The sequence below is a fragment of the Bradyrhizobium sp. 153 genome (assembly GCF_023073835.1).
Lineage (GTDB): Bacteria > Pseudomonadota > Alphaproteobacteria > Rhizobiales > Xanthobacteraceae > Bradyrhizobium.
On record NZ_JADPKH010000041.1, the window covers coordinates 18,527 to 39,178 of the forward strand.

Genomic DNA, 20,652 nt, shown 5'->3' on the forward strand with positions numbered 1-20,652 from the left:
ATTATGGATTTTTTGACGCGGCCAGGCCGCGAGCCGGCTGGCGGGAGCTCCCGGGCGGCGATCAGGTCATGTGGAAGATGAAATCGCTGGCCTTGAGATTTGCCGCGATCACGTTTTTCAGCAGCAGCGACTCGTTCTCCGTGACCGGCGCGCCCTCGGGCTGCGTGACCTGCTGATGCCAATTGACCAGCGTGTCGCCGGAGCCCTGCTGCTGGACGATGGTGAGATTGCCGACGGAGTTGACGTCCGAGAACTGCCGCAGGTCGATCTTGTCCAGCCCGGTCGTGAAATCGATGATGGTGTGCGTGAAATCCGTATTGGAGTTTTCGGGGCCATAACCAATCGAACCCGGCGAGAACACGAACTGATCCTTCCCGGCGCCTCCGATCAGCGTGTCGCCGGTGTCGGTCGCGAAGATGACGTCCTTGCCGCCGGTGCCCTCCAGGGTGATGCCCTGGCCGGTGTCCCCCGCCTCGTTGAAGAGGAAGTGGACGGTATCGAACAGGCCGGTGGTTCTGTCCTTCACCGTCAGCGTGATCTGATCGTTGTCCGGCGGCGTTTGGCCCGGATCATAAATGACCCCATCCGCGAGGGCCAAGTTGATGTCATCGAGAGAGCCGCACGCCGCCCCCGGGGCGACACTGCTGTCCGGATCATGTGCAGTTACGGTCGTGATCTGGAACTCATCCGTCGCAGCGTCGGCATCGGTGTCGATGATCGAGAGACCGGTGATGAAGTCGGTGTTGCTCTCGTTGTCGTGCCAGACGTAGAAGCTCGTGGTGTCGATGACCGGGCCGCTGGCGTCGTCGGCGCCGGTCACGTCTACCCTGAGCGTTGCCGTGCCGGTGGCACCATGCGCGTCCGTGGTCTGGACCGTGAAAATATCCGCATAGGACCCGTCCGACAGCGCGTTGATGGCCCCTGCATTGGGAACGTAGCTGTAGCTGCCGTCTGGGTTGACCGTGAGCGAACCGTACAGTCCCGCAACTGTCGTCGTGGCATGGTGATCCGCGTTCAGGACGGCAAAGGTCAGCGTCGCCGTCTCGCCGCTATCGGAGTCGGTGCCGGCCAGTTGCCCGGTGAGGTTGGAGAAGGTGTCGTCCTCGGCGGTGTCCGTGAGCGGGCCGATGTGAAGATCGGACAGCGTCGGCGCATCGTTGCTGCCGGCAATGTTGACTGTGACGATTGCGCCTGTGCCAGCGCCCTCGGCATCCGACGGAACGATCGTGTATTGCAGCGACAGCGTCTGGCCGGCGGCGAGAAAGTTGAAGGCCTGGCTGCCCGAATTAAAACACCAGGAGAACTGGGCATAGGTGGCCGTGCCATCGAGGATGTCGCCGGACGGCACGGTGAGATAGTTCAAAAGATCTGCATGCGACAGCCCGCCGACGCAGCCGGTTTGCGGCACGCCATCGAGAGAGACCTGCACCTGGCTGACCGACACCGTGACGTGGTCGCTCGCGTCGACCTCGGAGACCGTCAGCACGCCATGCGAGAGCTGGCCGGCATTGGTTTCCATCAGACCGGCAACGGCGCCGCCCGGCCCGGAGGTCCCGCTGGCCCAGTCCGCAGTACCCTCGATCGCGAGGCTGTGGGCGGAGTTGACCGTATTGGCGGCCGTGGTCCCGTTGCCGTCGCCGAGCTGATAATACGCGGCAAGATTCGCCTCGTTGCCGGTGAGGCCGGTGAAATCGATCGACTGGATCTGCGTCTGCGTGAGCGCGGTGGTCCAGACGCTGACATCGGCGATCGAGCCGGTGAAGCCCTCCCCCTTATAGCCGGGCCCGCATTCATGACTAGCCGCACCGATCATCATGTAGGACGCCGACGGATTCGACGGGCTGCCGTCGATCGGATTGAACGCCCATGACTGCGAATATTCGAGCTTTCCGTCCAGATAGAGCGTGAAGGTGCCGTTGTCGCGGGTCAGCGCGATGTTGTGCCACTGCGACGCCGTGAGCGCCACGCCGGTATCTTCGATATCGACGCCGCCTGCGAGAATCTGCAGCTCCAGGGTACCATCGTCGTTGACCGTACCGAGGAGACCGAAACCGGTGGTCGAGGTGTTACCGTTGTAGAACAGGATCTGGCCGTCGCCGGGATCGGCGGCCCCGCTCCAATTCACCCAACCGTCCAGCGTGACGTCATCAGTGGCGACCGTCGGCACGTCGCCAACCGCGATCGTCTCGCCGTCGAAATTCATGTAGTCCGACGTCACATAGGAAACGGCCGGCGCATCGTTGGTGCCGGTAATCGTGACGGTGACGTCCTGGCTGACGGTGCCGCCGTGATGATCGTCGAACGTGACGGTGTAGACCTGGGTGACGGTCTGTCCCTCCGCCAGCGACTGCAGCACGGGATCGCTGTTGTCCAAGGTGAAGTGCCAGCCCAGCGTCGCAGCGTTGCTGGCGTCGCTACCGGATTCAGCCACCGACGAATCGATCGAGAAAGTGCCGATATGCGAACCGGTCCCGAAGCCCGCCAGAGCCGAGCTGACGGACGACGATTTGAACGACCACTGTGCCGTATGGGTGTCGATCAGGTCGACGTCCTGGATTGCCAGCGTGCCGCATGCCGACAGCGACGAGCCCTCATCCTCGGTGACCGCGCCCGTTGCCGCGGCGGCATCGCTGGTGATTGTCGGTGCGTCATTGCCGCCGTTGATCGTGACGGTCACGTCCTGCGAGACTTGCGCGCCGTGATCGTCGGTGAAGGTGACGGTGTAGACCTGGGTGATGGTCTGGCCCTGCGCCAGCGACTGGAGCACCGCATCGTTGTTGTCGAGGCTGAAGTGCCAGCCCAGCGTCGCGCCATTATCGGTGTCGGTGTTGAACTCCGCGAGCGCGGAATCGATCGTGAAGGTCCCGAGTGGCGTACCGTCGTCGAAGCCCGGCAGATGAACGCTCGACGTCGACGACTTCAACACGGTCTGCGCGGTGTGAACGTCGATCAGGTCGAGATCCTGGATCGCGAGCGTGCCGTCGATCGACAGCGTCGCGCAAGTATCCTCGGTCACAGCTCCGGCGGCGTCCGCGGCACTGCTGGTCATCGTCGGCGCGTCATTGGTGCCGGTGATGGTGACCGTAACGTCCTGAGAAACCTGTGCACCGTGATCGTCGGTGAAAGTGACGGTATAGACTTGAGTGATGGTCTGCCCTTTGGCCAGCGACTGGAGCACCGGGTCGTTGTCGTTGAGCACGAAATGCCAGCCCAGCGTGGCACCGTTATCGGTGTCGCTGCTGGATTCGGCCACCGACGGATCGATCGTGAAGGTCCCGAGAGGCGTGTTGTCGTCGAAGCCTGGCAATTGCGCGCTCGACGTCGACGACCTGAACACCGCCGTCGCGGTGTGAGTGTCGATCAGATCGAGATCTTTGATCGCCAGCGTGCCGCAGGTTGACAGCGTCGTGCTGGCATCCTCGGTGACGCTCCCCCTTGCCGCGTCGGCATCGCTCGTAACGGTCGGCGCATCGTTGGTCCCGGTAATGGTCACCGTGACGTCCTGGGTGACCGTCCCGCCGTGATGATCGTCGACCGTAACGGTGTAGACCTGCTTGATGGTCTGGCCTTCGGCCAGCGACTGGAGCACCGGATCGTTATCGTGGAGCGTAAAGGTCCAGCCCACGGACCCTCGCGTGCTGACGCCGGGACTTTCGCTCACCGCCGCAAGCGCGAAAGTGCCGATATGCGAGGTGCCGTCGCTGAAGCCGGGTAAATGCGAGCTCGACGTCGTCGACTTCAGCGCGAAACTCGCGGTGTGCGTGTCCGTGAGATCGGGGTCGTTGAAGGTAATCGTGCCGCTCGCCGCGAGCGTCCCCGCCGTGTCCTCGATCACCGCGCCGGTTGGGATCGTGGAGTCTTCGACGATCGTCGGCAGGTCGTTTGTGCCCTCGACATTGACGTCCGCACCGTTGATGGACACGGTGATCGGCGTGCTGACCACACCGCCGTGCCCGTCATCGACCTGCACCACGTAGTTGAGGATCAGCTTTTCGCCTTCGGCGAGGAAATCGAAGAGATGGTCGGGAGCGCTGTAGGTCCAGGTGGCCGAACCGTTGTTACTGTTTCCCGCGCCCTGCACCACGGTCAGCGGCACCTCGACGGCGGCGATCGCGGCGCGCTGCTCCGCCGTCAGCGTCGCGCTGATATCGTTGCCTTCGGCATCGAGATATTTGAACGGCTGGGTCGACGAGAGCGCCGCGCTCACGATCGGCCGGTCCGTCAGATCGACGTCGGTGAAGCTGACCGTGCCCGTGATGGTGTCCAGAGCCTGGTTGCCGGTCCCGACCTTCTCGATGACGGTGCCACCCGATGTCGCCACGGTGGGCTTGTCGTTCGTTCCCGTGATCGTGATGGTGATCGGGATGAACTTGGACTCCGGGCTCACTGCGAAATTGGTATCGACGCGAACCATGTAGGTCAGCGTCAGCGTTTCACCGGCCGCGAGGAAGTCGAAGACGTTGTCGGGGATCGTGTAGGTCCAGACCGCCGAGCCGTTGTTGGTGTTGCCGCCATCGGCGACGACACTGATCTGGATCTGCGTCGCCGCGATGTCCTGCTTCTGGAGCGCGGTGAGCGAGCCGGTGACGTCCTGCTGGCCGGCGTTCTTGTAGACGTAGTTCGGCGCCTCGGCGAGGCTCACCGACACCGACGGCCGGTCGCCAAGGTTTTGGTCGACGAAGGTGATCCGGCCTGAGACAGTGTCGGCATGCGTTGTGTCGCCCGTGGCGTCCGCGCGCTCGGTGAGCGCGAACGCGGTCTTCACATTGCCGCTGGAATCGAGGCTTTGCACCAGCGGCTGGCCGGGAACACGGGTGGCCGTGGGCGTAGAGTTGCTAGGGGCTTCCTGTCCCTGCGGATTGAAGTTCGTGAAGACCGCGGTCACGATGTAGCCGGCCGGGGTCTTGATCAAGATCCCGTCGCTGGTCTGCGTGATCGTGTCGGTGAAGTTCGTGGTCAGCTTAGTGTTGCTGTTGTTATCGGTGAACTTCAGCGTGAACACGTCCGTGATCAGCTTCTGCACGTCCGGCGACATCAGCGCATTGGTGATCGAGATGTTGCCGCCGCTGATCTGGATCATCTGGCCGGCCTGGTTGACCGTCGCGATCGGCAGCAGCGTGATCTTGTCGAACAGAATGTACGAGCCCGTGGTGCCGTTCGGCTCGACCAGCACCTGGAAGCTCGCCTGCGGCTGCGGATCGCCGCCACCGGCAGGGACGACGAAGTTGATCTGGGTCAGCACCGCAGTGCCGCGGATGCCCATGGTGGCGACCGGCGTGTCGACCTTCATGTCACCGTGCTTAGCGGTCTCGCCGGCGACGAAGGTGATGGTGCCCGCGACCAGGCTCAGCAGCGAGGAATTGCTCGACCCGTTGGGGTCGTAGACCATCTCGTTCAGCACCATCCGCGCATTGGAGGACAGGCCGAACACGGTGCCGTCGATGAAGGTGATGCCGAGTGTCGAATCGGCGCCGGTCGAGACCACGTCGCCCTTCTCGACATTGTCGCCATTGTTCAGGATGACCGACACGCCGTTACGGATCGCGGACGCGCTGCCGGAGAGTTTTGTGACGTGACCGATGACCTGGGCCGCTGCGGTGCCGGGCGCAGCCTGCGCATATTGTACATGGCCCGTGAGGGTATTGACGATGTCGCCGGTGAGATGGGCGCCGTCCGGCGAGGCGATCGCTGCCCGCTTGTCGCCCCTGAAATAATCGTGAACGACGAACTCGCGACCCTCATGGGACAGCACGAGGTCGAGACCTGCGCGCTTGAACTCGCCGTTGAAGATCAGGCTAGGGTCAGGAACAACGAACGCGCCATCGGGCACATTGCCATGTGCCTTTGCGACAAAGGGCTTGGCAGAGAAATCGACATGGACATCGGCGGGTAAACGGGAACCCGGGCCGTCCAAAGAGATCGTGGCGTCAAATTTGCCAGCGTAATTCAACCGGGCACCGTAAAAAGGGTTAAAATCTAAGTAAGTATCGACTGCCTAAGCTTGCATAGCATTACCAAGTCCTTAGCGAAACCATCTATTGCTTGTGTGATTCGGCGTCACCGAGCCGCACAGGCCCCGTTGAACCAAGTCTCCTGGAGGATGCGCGGCAATACCGCAAACATTTGGAAGTATAATTTTCCCATGTTGGAGCTAATTTCGTCGATCCTCACGTATTCTAAAGTATAGAGTAGGCAACGAATACTTGTGTCATCTTCTATTCCAATACCCGGCAGCACACTGGGGCAAACATGGAACCAAATCTGTGATCCAGTTAACAGAACGCGTGAAATAGCGGGTCGTTAGGCATAGGGCGTGAAATTACGAGCGCACGATCAGCACCTGCAATTAGTTCCATTCTCGCGTGGGTGGCGTCCCCCTTGCCTGCGTAAAATTTTACGCAATATGAGCAGGCGCGTTTCAGCCTGTTCCCCGGTTTTGTGACCCCTGCCGGGCGCGTTAAGCAGAACAAAACGGCCCATCTCGCACTATCTGCCCGAAAGCAACAAAGCCGGCACGTCGAGATCGAGAGGGATCTCGCGAAGCCCGGAAGGGGATGTCAGATGGAGACCGCTGGTCGCTGGCGCGCTTGGCGCGCAATCCTTGTTATGTGCGGATTGGTCCTGCTCGGATCGGCCGCCGAGCTTCGCGCCGGCACGCTGCTGTCGCCCGGCGCCGGCGTCCTTGTGCGCAAATCCGCCGAGCCCTTCGGCGTGTTCGCCTTCGCCATCTCGTCGGGCGGCCTGCAACGGAAATGGCTCGCGCTGAAGGACAAGCTCGACGACGACATGGTGCAGCTCGCGCTGTGCGATGGCGATCGGGACAATTGCGCATCGCCTGCGGCCCTGAAGCTGCTCGCCATCGTCGACCAGGCTCGTGATCGCGACGGCCATGCGCGGCTGGGCGAGGCCAACCGCGCCGTCAACTTCGCCATCCGGGCCGTCAATGACGGCACCAATGACGTCTGGAGCTCGCCGCTTGCGACCTTCCAGCGCGGCGCCGGCGATTGCGAAGACTACGCTATTGCCAAGCTCGCCGCACTGCGGCTCGCCGGCATTGCCGCTGAAGACCTCCGCATCGTCGTGGTGCGCGACACCCGCGCCGGCGAGGCGCATGCCGTGGCCGCCGCGCGGCTCGACGGCCACTGGCTGATGCTCGACAACCGCCGCATGGCGATGGTCGAGGACGACGCTGCGCGGAGCTACCAGCCGCTGTTCGTGCTCTACCAGTCGGCCGTGATGAAATATGTCGACGAACCCGCGCGGTTCTCGATCGCAGCCACCGAGCCGCGGTGATCCACTTTGTAGCGCGCATGAAGACAACGGGCCGGCGCAAGGCGCTGCCCGACGGCTGGCGTTGCCGGGAGGACGAACTGGCCCCGGTGAATTCGGGGACGGCGGGTGGGGGATCGTAGCCGGTCGCGCTTTCTTCCTTCTCTCCTGCGGCAGAAGGTGGCGCGAAGCGCCGGGTCTGTCTGCGCTCGCAAGACTGTTCGTGAGAATAGAACCCCTCACCCGGCTTCGCATTCGCGAAGCGACCCTCTCCGACGAGGGGAGAGGGTGCACCGTTCGCGCGGCAAGAGCGAGCGCATCAAAACATCAGATTGTCCTTCACCAGCACCCAACGGCCGCCCTTGACCTGCTGTACCTGGGTGATCGTGTTGGCGAGGTGATCGGTCTTGGAGAACTTGGTCGGGGGCGAGTTGAAGATGTCGAGGAATTTCTCGCCCGACTCGAGCGCGTCCAGCATCTTCTGACCTGTGAGATCCTTGCCCGCTTTCTCCGCGTAGAACGCAAACGTCATCACCGCGTTGTAGCCGATGATCGCCTGCGTGTTGGCGTCGGTGCCAAACATCTTCTTGTAGTTCACCAGCCAGTCCTTGACCTTGCCCTTGGCGGTGTCCTCGTAGGGAATCTCGAAGCCGCTGGCGGCGTAGAGACCTTCGACGGCTTCCTTGCCGAGCATCGGCACCTCCATCACGTTGGTCGGCGTGGCACCGAGGAAGGTGACGTCCCAGCGGAGTTTCTTGGCTTCGGTCATCGCTCCTATGGTCTCGCGGAGCACGGTGCCGAGCACGACGAGGTCGCAGCCGTCGGACTTCATCTTGGCGATCTGCGCGCTGAAGTCGGAGGCGCCGCGCTTGTAGCTCGTGATCGAAGCCGGCTGAGCCTTCATCGCGGTGAGCTGCTGGTTGAAGCCGTCGAGCACGTTCTTACCGTACTCGTCATCCTGATGCATGATGCAGGGCTTCTTGAAGCCCTTCCACTCCATCATGTATTTCAGCGCGGCCCGCGTGCTCTCGACGTAAGGCAACAGGTTGTTGAACTTCAGTCGCTCCTGCGGCTTGGCCGGATCGAACTTGAAGGTGAACTCGGCCGCCGTCAGCGGGAAGAGCTGCAGTACGCCGGCGTCGAAGAGGATGTCCTGCGCGGCGAGGACCGTCGGTGATCCCATAGGTCCCACCATCGCGAAGATCTTGTCGCGCTCGATCAGTTTTTGCGACGCCAGCACGGCCTTTTTCGGATCATAGCCGCTGTCCTCGATGACCAGTCGAATCTTGCGGCCGTTGATCCCGCCGGACGCATTGATCTCCTCGGTCGCCATCTTCATGCCGTTTGCAACCGGGACGCCCCAACCCTTGATCGGTCCCGACAGGTCCTGGTGAGTGCCGATAACGATCTCGGATGCCGAGATGCCTTCGTTGGTGACCTTGGTTTGCGCCGCGGCCGGCAGACAGGTGAGCACCACGGCACTCACAGCAAGGCCGAACGCGCTGAACGATTTCGACATTGACGTCTCCTCTCCTAAAGGCCCGTGTTGGACGAAGGTCGAGGGCCATCGCTCCTCCGCTTGCTTGAATGGGCTCGCTTTTCTTTTCTTCACATGCCCCGTCGGGAAACCGACTCCCACTCTTCCGGGGGCATGTGAGTCACGCCACCGCACGCTGGCGATACATCGCCTCGATCTCGGCAGCGTAGCGCTTGTTCACGAAGCCGCGCTTCAGCTTCATGGTCGGCGTCAGTTCCTCGTCTTCCGGAGTGAGCTGGCGCTCGATCAGGTAGAACTTCTTGATGGTCTCGACGCGGGCAAAATTGCCATTGACCTGTTCGATCTCGCGCCAGATCAGGTCCTGAATCTCCGTCGCCCGGCACAGGCTGGCATAATTGGTGAACGGGATGTCGTGGTCCTGCGCGAATTTCTCGACATTCTCCTGGTCGATCATGACGAGGCAGGTGAGATAGGGCCGCTTGTCGCCGATCACCACGGCGTCCGAGATGTAGGGCGAGAATTTGAGCTGGTTCTCGATCTCGGACGGCGTGATGTTCTTGCCGCCCGAGGTGATGATGATGTCCTTCATCCGGTCGGTGATGCGGACGAAGCCTTCATTGTCGATGGTGCCGACGTCGCCGGTGTGCAGCCAGCCGCGGGAATCGATGGTTTCGGCGGTCTTCTCCGGCTGGTTCAGGTAGCCCATGAACAGGAAGTCGCCTTTGATCAGGATCTCGCCGTCGGGCGACAGCACGACCTCACCCCAGGGGACGGCCGTGCCGACCGAGCCGAGCTTGATCCGCTCCGCCGGCATCATGGTGGCAACCCCGCAATTCTCGGTCTGGCCATAGACTTCGTGCATGTCGATGCCGAGCGCGAGATACCAGCGGATCAGTTCGGGGGCGATCGGCGCGGCGCCGGTGAAGGCGATGCGGCAGCGGTCGAGCCCAATCATGCGGCGAATGTTGCGGAAAGCGACGCGATAGGCGAGACGGTTGGCGAGGCGCAGCATCAGCGGCGGCCTCCTGCCCTCGAGCCGGCAATCGACCATGCGGTAGCCGATGCCGATGGCGCGGCGATAGACCCATTGCTGGAGCGGCGTCGCATCCTTCAGCGCGATGGTGATCGCGGAATAGAATTTTTCCCAGATCCGTGGCACTGCGAGGAAAACGGTCGGCTGCACCTCGCGCAAATTATCGGGCACGGTCTCCGGGCTCTCGGCAAAGTTCATCACCGAGCCGAGCGCGACCGAGATGTAATAGCCGCCGACGCGCTCGGCAACGTGACAGAGCGGCAGAAAGATCAGCCGGTCCTCGTCCTCTTGCGCGGGAATGAAGTCGCTGGCGTGCCGCATCTGATGCGTCACGCTGCGGTTGGCATGCATCGCGCCTTTCGGCGGACCTGTCGTGCCCGACGTGTAGACGAGGATCGCGAGATCGCCGGCGCCGCGGCTGTCGATCATCTCCTGCCACAGCGCCTCGCGGCCGACCATGTGGTTGCGGCCGAGCGCGCGGAACTCGTCGAGCGACATCACCATGTCGTCGGAGAAACCGCCGAGGCCCTCCATGTCGAACACGATGATCTTCTGCAAGGTAGGACAGCGCGCCCGGCAGGCGAGGACCTTGTCGAGTTGCTCCTCGTCCTCGACGAAGATCACCTTTGTTCTGGAGTCGTTGACGAGATATTCGACCTGGGACGATGCGTCGGTGGGATAGATGCCGGAGGAGACGCCCCCGGCGCACAGGATGCCCATGTCGGCATGGACCCATTCGGGCACGGCATTGGCGATGATGGAGGCGACGTCGCCGGGCATGAAGCCGATCGCGCGAAGCGCATAGGCGACCTCTTTTGAGATATCCAGCCATTGGCGCCAGCTCGTCGGCTGCCAGATGCCGAACTTCTTCTCGCGGATCGCCGGCCTGTCGCCCCGCGTCTCGACGGCGCACAGGAAGCTCTTCGCGATCGTATCAGCGACCGTCAGCACCGCCGGTCGGGCCATGCACCTCTCCTCCTTGTCGCGATCCCCTCCGTCGCCTGCCTTGCCGGCGGTCTATGTCTTGCGGAGGGGCTCGTCCATCTAACGCCACGTTTTCTTCTTTTTCCAGCGCCGTTCGCCTCTAGCGCCCACTTCCTTGGCGCCAAGGTAAAATTCCTGGATGTCCTGGGAATGCATCAAGCGGTCGCAGGTGTCGTTCATCACGATCCGGCCGATCTCCAGGACATAGCCGTAATGCGCGGTCTCCAGCGCCACCTTGGCGTTCTGCTCGACCAGCAGGATCGACATGCGCTGCTCCTCGTTGACGCGGCGGATGATGGTGAAGATCTCCTTCACCATCAGCGGCGACAGACCGAGCGAGGGTTCGTCGAGCAGGAGCAGCGTCGGCCGGTTCATCAGGGCGCGGCCGATCGCCAACATCTGCTGCTCGCCGCCGGAGAGCTGACCGGCCGGCTGGTTGATGCGCTCCTTCAGGCGCGGGAAATAGCCGTAGACGCGCTCCAGATCTTCCGCGACGCCGTCACGGTCCCGGCGCGGATAGGCGCCCATCATCAGGTTCTCGCGCACCGAGAGGAACGGGAAGACTTCGCGCCCCTCCGGCACGTGACTGAGGCCGAGCCGCACGATCCTGTCGGCTTCCATGCGCTGGATCGGCTTGCCCATGAACTCGATCGCGCCCTTCTGCGGATCGAGGATGCCGGAGATGGTCTTGAGCACTGTGGTCTTGCCGGCGCCATTGGCGCCGAGCAGCGTGACGATGCGGCCGCGCGGTACCTCCAGCGAGATGCCGCGGATCGCCATGATCGGCCCGTAATAGCTCTCGATGTTCGAGAGTTTCAAGATGGTCTCGGGTGTCGCGGTCGCATCCATCGACTCAGGCTCCCAGATACGCGGCGACGACATCGGGGTGCTGCTGCACCTCGGCCGGAGAGCCCATCGCCAGCACCCGGCCATAGTTGAGAGCAATGACGCGGTCGGAAACGCGGTTCACCAGCGACATGTCGTGCTCGACCATAAGCACGGTGACGCCGAGTTCGTTTTTCATGTCGCGGATCCAGAACGACATGTCGTCGGTCTCCTCGACATTGAGGCCGGAGGACGGCTCATCCAGCAGGATCAGCTTCGGCTCCGAGCACAGCGCGCGCGCCAGCTCGATCACCTTGCGCACGCCATAGGGAAGGCCCGAGATCAGCTTGTCGCGATAGGGTTCGAGATCGAGGAATTCGATCACCTGCTCGACCCGGCGGCGGTGCACCTTCTCGTTGGCCCGTACGCTCGGCAGGAACAGCAGCTCCTGCCAGAGTTGGGTGGTGGAATGGCGGTGGCGTCCAACCAGCAGATTGGAGAGCACGGTCGCGTTCTCGAACAGCTCGATGTTCTGGAAGGTGCGGGCAATACCGAGCTTGGCGATGTCGTAGGGCGGCTGTTCGGTGATGTCCTGGTCCTCGAAGAAGATGCGGCCCGACGTCGGCCGGTAGATGCGCGAGATCAGGTTGAAGATCGAACTCTTGCCGGCGCCGTTGGGACCGATGATCGAGAGGATCTCGCCCTTCTCGATCGCGAACGAGACCGTATCGACGGCCTTGAGACCGCCGAAGTGCAGCGACAGGTTCTCGGCGCGGAAATAGCTCATCGGTTGCGCTCCGATTTCACGTAGATCTTCTGCCGCTTGAAGGTGGCGCGCTTGTAGAGCGGGAACAGTTGGAAGAAGAGCTTGATCTTGAGCCAGCGGCCGTAGAGGCCGAGCGGCTCGAACAGCACGAACAGCACGATGATGACGCCGTAGATCGCGCCTTTCAGGCCGTTGAGCGAGGCGAAGGCTGCGACCTTGGACTGAATGTTGCCCGCAGTCGCCGAGCTCGCACCAAATGTCGCGGCGATGCCGGCGATAATGCCGGGCATGTCGTCCTTGAGGTAAGTCAGGAACGGATCGATCATCACGATAAAGATCGCGCCCAGAACCGCGCCGTGCAGGCTGAAGGCGCCGCCGATCAGGATCACGATGATGAACTCGATCGAGAGCTGCAGCGTGAACATCTCCGGCGAGATGAACGAGAGCTTGTGCGCGAACAGCACCCCGGCAAAACCGGTGATCGCCGCCGAGATCGCAAAGGACTTCACCTTGTAGAGCGCAACATTGACGCCCATGCTGCGCGCCGCGGTCTCGGAATCGCGGATCGCAACAAAGGCGCGGCCCGTCGGCGAGCGCAGCAGATTGAGCGTGCCGACGATGGTCAGCACCAGCACGGCAAGGCAGAGGTAATAGAAGGTCGGGCTGTCGCGCGGGACCGTGACGCCGAGCAGCGATAGCGTCTTGACCCGCATGCCTTCATTGCCGTTGGTGACGCTCTCCCAGCGCGCCAGGATCTCCTCGACGATCAAGGCAAAGGAGATGGTGGCGATGACGAGATAGATGCCTGTCAGGCGCAGGGCGGGAAAGCCGACCATCGCGCCGATGATCCCGGTCAAAACTCCGGCAGCGAGGAAGTAGACCGGGAACGGCACGTTGTATTTCTGCAAATACGCCGCTGTATAGGCCCCGATCGCGAGGAACGCTGCGTGCCCGAGCGAAGCCTGGCCGGTAAACCCGGTCAGGATCAGCAGCGCCACGCCGACGGTCGCATAGATGCAGACGAAGACGAGCTGGCTCATCAGGTAGCTGGAGAGCAGATAGGGCGCGATCAGCAGCAGTGCGAGCAGGACGCCATAGGTGGCGACGTAGCCCGAATGCGGAAACAGCTTGATGTCGTCCTCATAATCGGTCTTGAACAGGAAGCGCATGGCGTTCAGACCTTCTTGCGGACGTGGAGGCCGAACAGGCCTTCAGGTTTCAAGAGCAGCACGGCGAGCAGCACGATGTAGGGTGCGACGTCCTTCCAACCTTCGGCCAAATAAAAGCCGGCCATGCTCTCGATCACGCCGATCAGCACGCCGCCGACGACCGCGCCCGGGATCGAGCCGAAGCCGCCGAGCACGGCGGCCGGAAAGGCCTTCAGGCCGAGCACGAGGCCGACATTGGAATGGATGAAGGTGATCGGCGCCAGCAGCACGCCGGCGCAGGTGGCGACCGCCGCGCTAATGGCCCAGACGATCGACACCACGCGCTTGACCGGAATACCCATGTAATAGGCCGCCAGCATGTTCTCGGAACTGGCGCGCATCGCAGTGCCAAGCGTGGTCTTGTTGAAGAACAGCCACAGCAGCGCGCACAGGATCATTGTTGCTGCGATCACCGAGAGCTTGTCGTAGGCAAGGACCAGAGAGCCCATGCGCAGCACCCCCTGGCTGAAGGGGGTCTCGATTTTCAAATCGTCGGTGCCCCAGATCATGCCGGCGATCGAGCGCAGGAAATAGCCGAGGCCGATCGTCGCCATGATGATGGAGAATTGTGGATAGCCGAGGATCGGCCGCACCACCACGCGCTCCGCCAGCATGCCGAACAGCGCCATGGCGGCCACGGCACCGGCAAAGCCGATCCAGTAGTTCAGACCCATCATGCCGATGAAGGTGAAGGCGAAGAAGCCGCCGAGCATCATCAGATCGCCCTGGGCGAAATTGACGACCTCGGTGGCCTTGTAGACGAGCACGAAGCCGAGCGCGATCAGGCCGTAGACGCAGCCGAGCGCAACACCGCTGACCAGCTGCTGAACGAAATCCAGCATCGCCGCGCATCCTCCCGACGCAACCAACGGTTCTTCCTGACCGCCTTGTTGCATCTTGTGTCCAGTCGCTACGCAGTCGTTTCGCTGCGTCAGCGCCATTTGTCCGAGGCCAATTCAGCCTGAACCGCCAAGCGCTGTCAACAAACGGACACTTGCCTTTAGGATAACGGAATTTGTCGGCCGTAGATTCACGGTGCCGAAACATCTTAAAGTCATGGTCGCGGACGATGCAAAACCGGATGGTGTGGCCGTCATGAAGCCGGACAGCTCGGCGCTGGAAGTCCTGGGGTTAACGAAGCGTTTTGACCGTTTGGCGGTCGATGGCCTCGATCTCACCATTCATGCCGGCGAATTCTATGCCCTGGTCGGCCCTAACGGCGCCGGCAAAACCACCACCCTGCGCATGGTCGCAGGCCTGCTGCGGCCCGATGCCGGACGCGTCTCGATCTTCGGCATCGATGCGCTCCAAAATCCGGTCGCCGCCAAGCAGATGATGGCATGGGTGTCCGACGAGCCGATGATCTACGACAAGCTGACGCCGCTTGAATATCTCGAGTTCGTCGCCGGTCTCTGGGGTATCGCGCCGTCCAGCTCGGAACCGGTTGCGCAGGAGCTTCTCGGCTCGCTGGGCCTCGAGTCGCATCGGCACGAACGCTGCGAAGGCTTTTCCAAAGGCATGCGCCAGAAGGTGGCGCTGGCCGGCGCGCTGGTGCACGATCCCCGCCTCATCATCCTCGACGAGCCGCTGACGGGGCTCGATGCCGTTTCCGCCCGCCATGTGAAGGGCCTCCTCAGCGAGCGCGTCCGCGCCGGCTGCACCGTCATCATGACCACGCATATTCTCGAGGTCGCCGAGCGCATGGCCGACCGCATCGGCGTGATCGCATCGGGCCATCTGGTCGCCGAAGGCACGCTTGACGAACTGCGCCGGCAGAACGGCCATGACAATACCAGCCTGGAAGACCTTTTCATCGCGCTGGTGACGTTTCCGGACGCCGCATGAGCTCGGCGACCGCGTTCTCCTGGTTCGCTCGTCACGAGCTCCGGCTCGCCTGGCGCGAATGGTTTGCCATGATGACCGGCGGCCAGCGCAAGCGAGCGCGCGCCGCCGTCATCGGCCTGTTGTTCTTCGCAGCACTCCTGCACGTGCCGGCCTGGGCGGTGATCGGCCGCTTCGCCGATCTGCAACTGCCGCTCGATAAGGCCTCGCTGATCGTGATCTCGGCGACGATCTTTCTGGCCTGGAGCTTGATGCTGTCGCAGGCGATCGAATCGGTGACACGGGTGTTTTACGCCCGTGCCGATCTCGACCTCATCATGTCCTCGCCGGCGAGGCTGGCCAACCTGTTCTCGGTCCGCATTGCCGCGATCGCGCTGACCGTCACGGTGATGGCGCTGCTGTTCTCGACGCCCTTCATCGACGTGCTGGTGATCGGCGGCGGTGCGCGATGGCTCAGCGCGTTGGGCGTCGTGGTCGCGATGGGCCTGTCGGCGGCGGCGATCGCGATTGCCGTCACCATTCTCCTGTTTCGGCTGATCGGGCCGGCGCGGACGCGCTTGATCGCCCAGATCCTCGCCGCGGTCATCGGCGCTGGCTTCGTGATCGCGCTTCAGGTCGCCGCGATCATGTCCTACGGCACGCTGTCGCGCTTCACCATCCTGACCTCGGGTAGCCTCGCCGCCTACGCGCCTGATGTCGACAGCATCTGGTGGTGGCCGGCGCGGGCGACCATGGGCGACTGCGAGGCGCTGTTGCTGCTTCTCGCGCTCGGGCTCGTGCTGCTCGGAAGCGTCATGGCGATCTTTTCGGGCCGCTTTGCCGATACCGCCATCGATGCGGCGGCGTATGGCGCATCCGGCCGCGTGCGCGCGAAGGAGCGCCCATTCCGCGGCGGATCGCGGCAGCAGGCGCTGCGGCGCAAGGAATTTTCGCTGCTCTGGCGCGATCCCTGGCTGATCTCGCAGACCCTGATGCAGTTGCTCTATCTGGTGCCGCCGGCGCTGCTGCTCTGGCGAAATTTTGCCGACAGCTCGGCAGCGCTGACGCTGATCACGCCTGTCATCGTGATGGCGGCCGGACAGCTTGCCGGCGGGCTTGCCTGGCTGACCATCTCGGGCGAGGACGCGCCCGACCTGGTCGCGACCGCGCCGCTGACGCCATCCAGCGTCATCCGTGCCAAGATCGAGGTGGTGCTGATCGCGACCGCCGTGATCTTCTGCCCTCTGGTGGCGGCGCTGGCCTTCGCCTCGCCAATCCAGGCGGCAATTAGCGCCGGCGCAATCATTATCAGTGCGGCCTCCGCCACCGCGATCCAGCTCTGGTTCCGGGTGCAGGCCCGGCGCAGCCAATTCCGCCGCCGCCAGACCTCCTCGCGGCTTGCGACTTTTGCCGAAGCCTTCTCCTCGATCGGTTGGGCCGCGACTGCGGCGCTGCTGCTCGCTCTCCCCATCGCCGGCCTTATCAGCGGCCTGATCACGGCTAGCCTCATTGCCATCACCTGGAAGTTCAGCCCGCGGCGTGAATAAGCCACGCTAGCGAAAGGTGCGACACTGACGCGCTGTTGATCGCAGCCCATTGGCCACGCGCCGCATTGCACGCTAGATTTTCTCGTGAAGTCATCGGAGACGGATGCATGTGGCGACTGGTTTCGGCGGCTTTGGCGCTGTTCGGCGTATCCCTCGCACCTGCCCTCGCCCAACAGCCACCTCAACGCAGCGAATGCCTGGCGATGGCCAACGCGACGCCGCGCGCGCTGCCGGTCGCGTTCCGGCAGGCCGCCGGCTCAGCCGAGGTCGAGATCACCTATGCCGGCCACTCCACCTATTTCATCGATACGCCCGGGGGCCTGCGCATCGCCACCGACTATAGCGGCGCCTATCAGGTGGGACCGCTGCCCGATGTGGTCACCATGAACCGTGCGCACAGCACGCACTACACCCTATTCCCGGACAAGCGCATTCCCCATGTGCTGCACGGCTGGGGCGTGGACGGCCAGCCGGCGATCGTATCGGAGCGCATCGGCGATACCTTCATCCGCAACGTCACCACCGACATCCGCCGTTATTTCGGCGACGATACTGGCGCCGACATGATCCGCGACGGCAACTCGATCTTCATCTTCGAGGTCGCCGGCCTCTGCATCGGTCATCTGGGTCATCTTCATCACAAGCTCGACGACAGCCATTTCGCCCAGATCGGGCGGCTCGACATCGTGATGGTGCCGATCGACGGCACCTATACCATGTCGCTGGACGGCATCTCCGAGATCACGAAACGGCTGCGCGCCTCGGTGGTGCTGCCGATGCACCGCTTCGCCACCCCGCTCGACACTTTCATGCGCCGGATCGGCCAGCAGTTCGAGATCGACCAGCGCATCGAGCGGTCGTTCCGGATCTCGCGGGATGCTCTGCCGTCGAAGCCGACCGTGATCATCCTCGACGGGGTCTGACGCGCGAAGCCGGAACACATGAACGTCCTCTGACTTGGTTTGCTTCAAGATCATCCTTGGTCGGAGCAATCATGAGCAGACGATTTTCTATCCTCGGCTCATTCGCCGCGATATATTTGCTGTGGGGTTCCACCTACTTTGCCATCACATTGGGCCTAGAATCGATCCCGCCATTTTTGCTGATGGCGCTCCGCTCGTTCTGCGGCGGCATTGCGCTATTGGCGATGAGCGGTGGGCAGGTCGCAAACGTATCCTCGCAGGCGTGGGCGCGGGCGAGCCTTTGCGGACTGCTCTTCTTCGTCGGCTGCCACGGCGTGCTCGCTTATGCCCAGCAATCGATTCCTTCGGGCGCGGCAGCGATCGTTCTTGCTACCATCCCGTTCTGGATCTTGCTGATCGATGTCTTGTTCCCCGGCGATCAGCGACCAAAACCCCTCGCCCTGCTTGCGCTCGTGCCCGGCTTCTTCGGCGTTGGTCTCGTGGCGTGGCAGAACGTCGAGCAGGCGGGCATCAGCATTCTTCCCGTCGTCCTTCTCCTGGCTGCGGCCTTGTCATGGTCGGTCGGGACCGTCCTGTCCCGGAGCATGTCGCACCAGGCGTCCGCCGTCCTGCTGTCGGGCATGCAGCTTACGATCGGCGGTGCCGTGTTGTTCGCAATCAGTTGGCTGACGGGCGAGATCCCAAGCTTCAGGCCGAGCGACGTCTCGCCGACTTCGCTTGCCGCGGCGCTTTGGCTGATCATCTCAGGCAGCGTGATCGGATTCGTCGCCTACAATTGGCTACTGGAGAACGTCTCGACCTCGTTGGTATCGACCTACACTTTCGTCAACCCGGTGATCGCAGTGCTGCTCGGTACCGTCATTCTGGGCGAGCCGTTTTCACGTCTGATGCTGCTTGGCGCGGTCCTCGTCATTGTCTCCATCATCGTCATCTGGCTGGCGGAACGTTCAGCGAGCCGGCGAACGAACGATGCGACCGATCGCGGCATGAGGCATCTGTCGCCACGCAAGACCTGACGACCGCGGACGGCAATTTTCTCCAAGTCGCTAAGGCACGTTCATGCTGATCTCCTCGCAAGAGGAGATCGACATGACAGATTTTGCGAGATTGTTGCATGCGGACGGACCGAACCCAGAGCACGCGGAGGCGCTGCAGCTTTACGGTCGTTTTGTCGGCGACTGGGACGCCGAAATCACCGCCCACGGGCTCGATGGAACCAAACACACAGCGTCAGGCGAAATCCATTTCGGCTGGGTACTGGAGGGGCGCGCCGTGCAGGACGTCTGGATGATTCCTCGTCCCGCCGGCAGCCCGGCCTTTCCGATCGCCGGCAATTGGTACGGCACGACGCTGCGTATCTATGACCCAACCATTGCCGCGTGGCGGATTTCCTGGTTCGATCCAGGCCGCAGCGTGTTCCGCCAGCAGATCGGCCGTCCGCGCGGCGACGCCATCGTACAGGAAGGCACGACCGAAGCCGGCGAGCTGACGCGCTGGAGCTTTACGGAGATTACCGACAATTCCTTTCACTGGCTCGGGGAGGTCAGGCCGACCGCCGTAGCGGACTGGCGGCTGATGGTCGATGTGAAAGCAAAGCGGCGCGAGGGCTGACGACTGTGCCGCTGTGCTAGCGATGACGGGTGCGGTTGCATGACGCGCGCTGCCGCGTGACGAGATGAGGTGCTAGGCTCCCAGCACAAACACAGAGGGAGCGAACGCCGATGACCGCAAGTGGATTGCCTGCCAATACGAGCGGACTGTTTGTCGAGCCGCGCGAGGACTGGCTTGCGCAGCACCAGGAGGAGATCATCGATGCGCCCCGGCCGATCGTCGATCCTCACCACCATCTCTGGAATCGCGGGCACCGCTATCTGATCGAGGAGATGGCGGCCGACATCGCCTCTGGCCACAACATCGTCGCAACCGTCTATGTCGATTGCCGCTCGATGTATCGTGCGCATGGGCCAGAGGCGTTCCGGCCCGTCGGCGAGGTCGAGTTCGCCAACGGCGTCGCGGCGATGAGCGCGAGCGGTGGTTACGGCAAGGCGGCGATCTGTGCGGGCATCGTCAGCCACGCCAATCTGCTGCTGGGCGACGCGGCCAAGCCGGTGCTGGAAGCGGAGATCGCGGCGGGCCACGGCCGCTTCCGCGGCATCAGGCATTCCTCGGCCTGGGACGAAGACCCCGTGGTCGCCGGCATGTATGCGAACCGGCCGAAGGGCCTTTTGCAGGATCCGACCTTCCGCAAGGGATTTGCCTGCCTCGCGCCGCTGAACCTCAGCTTCGATGCCTGGCTGTTTCATCCGCAGATCGGCGAACTGACCGAGCTTGCGCGCGCCTTCCCCGACACCCGGATCGTGCTCGACCATTGCGGCGGCCCCGCCGGCGTCGGCCGCTTTGCGGGACGGCGCGAGGAGGTGTTTTCGCAGTGGCGCGCCTCGATCCGCGAGATCGCGAAATGCGAGAACGTGGTGGTTAAGCTCGGCGGGCTCGCGATGTGCCTGCTCGGCTATGACTTCCATCGGCGCGAGAAGCCGCCGTCATCCGAGGAGCTTGCCGCAGCCTGGCGGCCTTATGTCGAGACCTGCATCGAGGCATTTGGCCCAAGGCGCGCGATGTTCGAGAGCAATTTCCCGCCGGACAAGGGCCAGTGCAGCTATCAGGTGATCTTCAACGCCTTCAAGCGCATCGCGGCGGCCCTGAGCGAGGCCGAAAAGACGGCGCTGTTCTCGCAGACCGCCATCGATTTCTATCAGCTCGAACTGCCGTCGTGACGAG

At 62.9% G+C, this 20,652-nt stretch carries 14 protein-coding genes; 7 read left to right on the plus strand and 7 right to left on the minus strand.

The annotated features are described in order from the left end of the window. Positions 1-61: 61 nt before the first annotated feature. On the minus strand, positions 62-5,830 hold the full coding sequence (locus IVA91_RS11325; RefSeq protein WP_247450579.1) for a VCBS domain-containing protein: 5,769 nt from the start codon (positions 5,828-5,830) through the stop codon (positions 62-64). A 731-nt stretch (positions 5,831-6,561) separates the two neighbouring features. Between IVA91_RS11325 and IVA91_RS11330 the strand changes: the two genes are divergently transcribed. Beyond that, positions 6,562-7,293 (plus strand): transglutaminase-like cysteine peptidase, encoded by a 732-nt coding sequence (locus IVA91_RS11330; RefSeq protein WP_247281706.1) that lies wholly within the window; start codon positions 6,562-6,564, stop codon positions 7,291-7,293. Positions 7,294-7,588: 295 nt separating this feature from the next. Here IVA91_RS11330 and IVA91_RS11335 read toward each other — a convergent pair whose 3' ends face one another. The 6 genes from IVA91_RS11335 to IVA91_RS11360 all read right to left on the minus strand — a co-directional run bounded on the left by IVA91_RS11335 (position 7,589) and on the right by IVA91_RS11360 (position 14,425). After that, complete coding sequence (locus IVA91_RS11335; protein WP_247281707.1) at positions 7,589-8,788, minus strand: ABC transporter substrate-binding protein; 1,200 nt, start codon at positions 8,786-8,788, stop codon at positions 7,589-7,591. 139 nt (positions 8,789-8,927) lie between these two features. Then, on the minus strand, positions 8,928-10,766 hold the full coding sequence (locus IVA91_RS11340) for an AMP-dependent synthetase/ligase (RefSeq protein ID WP_247281708.1): 1,839 nt from the start codon (positions 10,764-10,766) through the stop codon (positions 8,928-8,930). Between the two features lie 78 nt (positions 10,767-10,844). Further along, positions 10,845-11,633 (minus strand): ABC transporter ATP-binding protein, encoded by a 789-nt coding sequence (locus IVA91_RS11345; RefSeq protein ID WP_247281709.1) that lies wholly within the window; start codon positions 11,631-11,633, stop codon positions 10,845-10,847. Positions 11,634-11,637: 4 nt separating this feature from the next. Beyond that, positions 11,638-12,396, minus strand: a complete 759-nt coding sequence (locus tag IVA91_RS11350) for an ABC transporter ATP-binding protein (RefSeq protein ID WP_247281710.1) — start codon at positions 12,394-12,396, stop codon at positions 11,638-11,640. Further along, on the minus strand, positions 12,393-13,544 hold the full coding sequence (locus IVA91_RS11355) for a branched-chain amino acid ABC transporter permease (protein ID WP_247281711.1): 1,152 nt from the start codon (positions 13,542-13,544) through the stop codon (positions 12,393-12,395). The genes IVA91_RS11350 and IVA91_RS11355 overlap by 4 nt, the downstream gene beginning before the upstream one ends. 5 nt (positions 13,545-13,549) lie before the next feature. After that, complete coding sequence (locus IVA91_RS11360) at positions 13,550-14,425, minus strand: branched-chain amino acid ABC transporter permease (protein ID WP_247281712.1); 876 nt, start codon at positions 14,423-14,425, stop codon at positions 13,550-13,552. 253 nt (positions 14,426-14,678) lie between these two features. Between IVA91_RS11360 and IVA91_RS11365 the strand changes: the two genes are divergently transcribed. From IVA91_RS11365 to IVA91_RS11390, 6 genes are all read left to right on the plus strand, one after another. After that, positions 14,679-15,428, plus strand: a complete 750-nt coding sequence (locus IVA91_RS11365; RefSeq protein WP_247282043.1) for an ABC transporter ATP-binding protein — start codon at positions 14,679-14,681, stop codon at positions 15,426-15,428. Continuing rightward, the gene (locus tag IVA91_RS11370) at positions 15,425-16,951 is read left to right on the plus strand and encodes a permease (RefSeq protein ID WP_247281713.1); all 1,527 of its coding nucleotides are present in this window, start codon (positions 15,425-15,427) and stop codon (positions 16,949-16,951) included. The genes IVA91_RS11365 and IVA91_RS11370 overlap by 4 nt, the downstream gene beginning before the upstream one ends. Before the next feature lie 107 nt (positions 16,952-17,058). Further along, a complete protein-coding gene (locus IVA91_RS11375) occupies positions 17,059-17,874 on the plus strand; it encodes an MBL fold metallo-hydrolase (RefSeq protein ID WP_247281714.1) in 816 nt (271 codons plus the stop codon). Positions 17,875-17,945: 71 nt separating this feature from the next. Continuing rightward, complete coding sequence (locus IVA91_RS11380) at positions 17,946-18,890, plus strand: EamA family transporter (RefSeq protein ID WP_247281715.1); 945 nt, start codon at positions 17,946-17,948, stop codon at positions 18,888-18,890. Positions 18,891-18,963: 73 nt separating this feature from the next. After that, positions 18,964-19,485 (plus strand): hypothetical protein, encoded by a 522-nt coding sequence (locus tag IVA91_RS11385; protein ID WP_247282044.1) that lies wholly within the window; start codon positions 18,964-18,966, stop codon positions 19,483-19,485. 110 nt (positions 19,486-19,595) lie between these two features. Next, positions 19,596-20,648, plus strand: coding sequence for an amidohydrolase family protein (locus IVA91_RS11390; RefSeq protein ID WP_247281716.1), 1,053 nt, complete (start codon positions 19,596-19,598; stop codon positions 20,646-20,648). Positions 20,649-20,652: the final 4 nt, after the last annotated feature.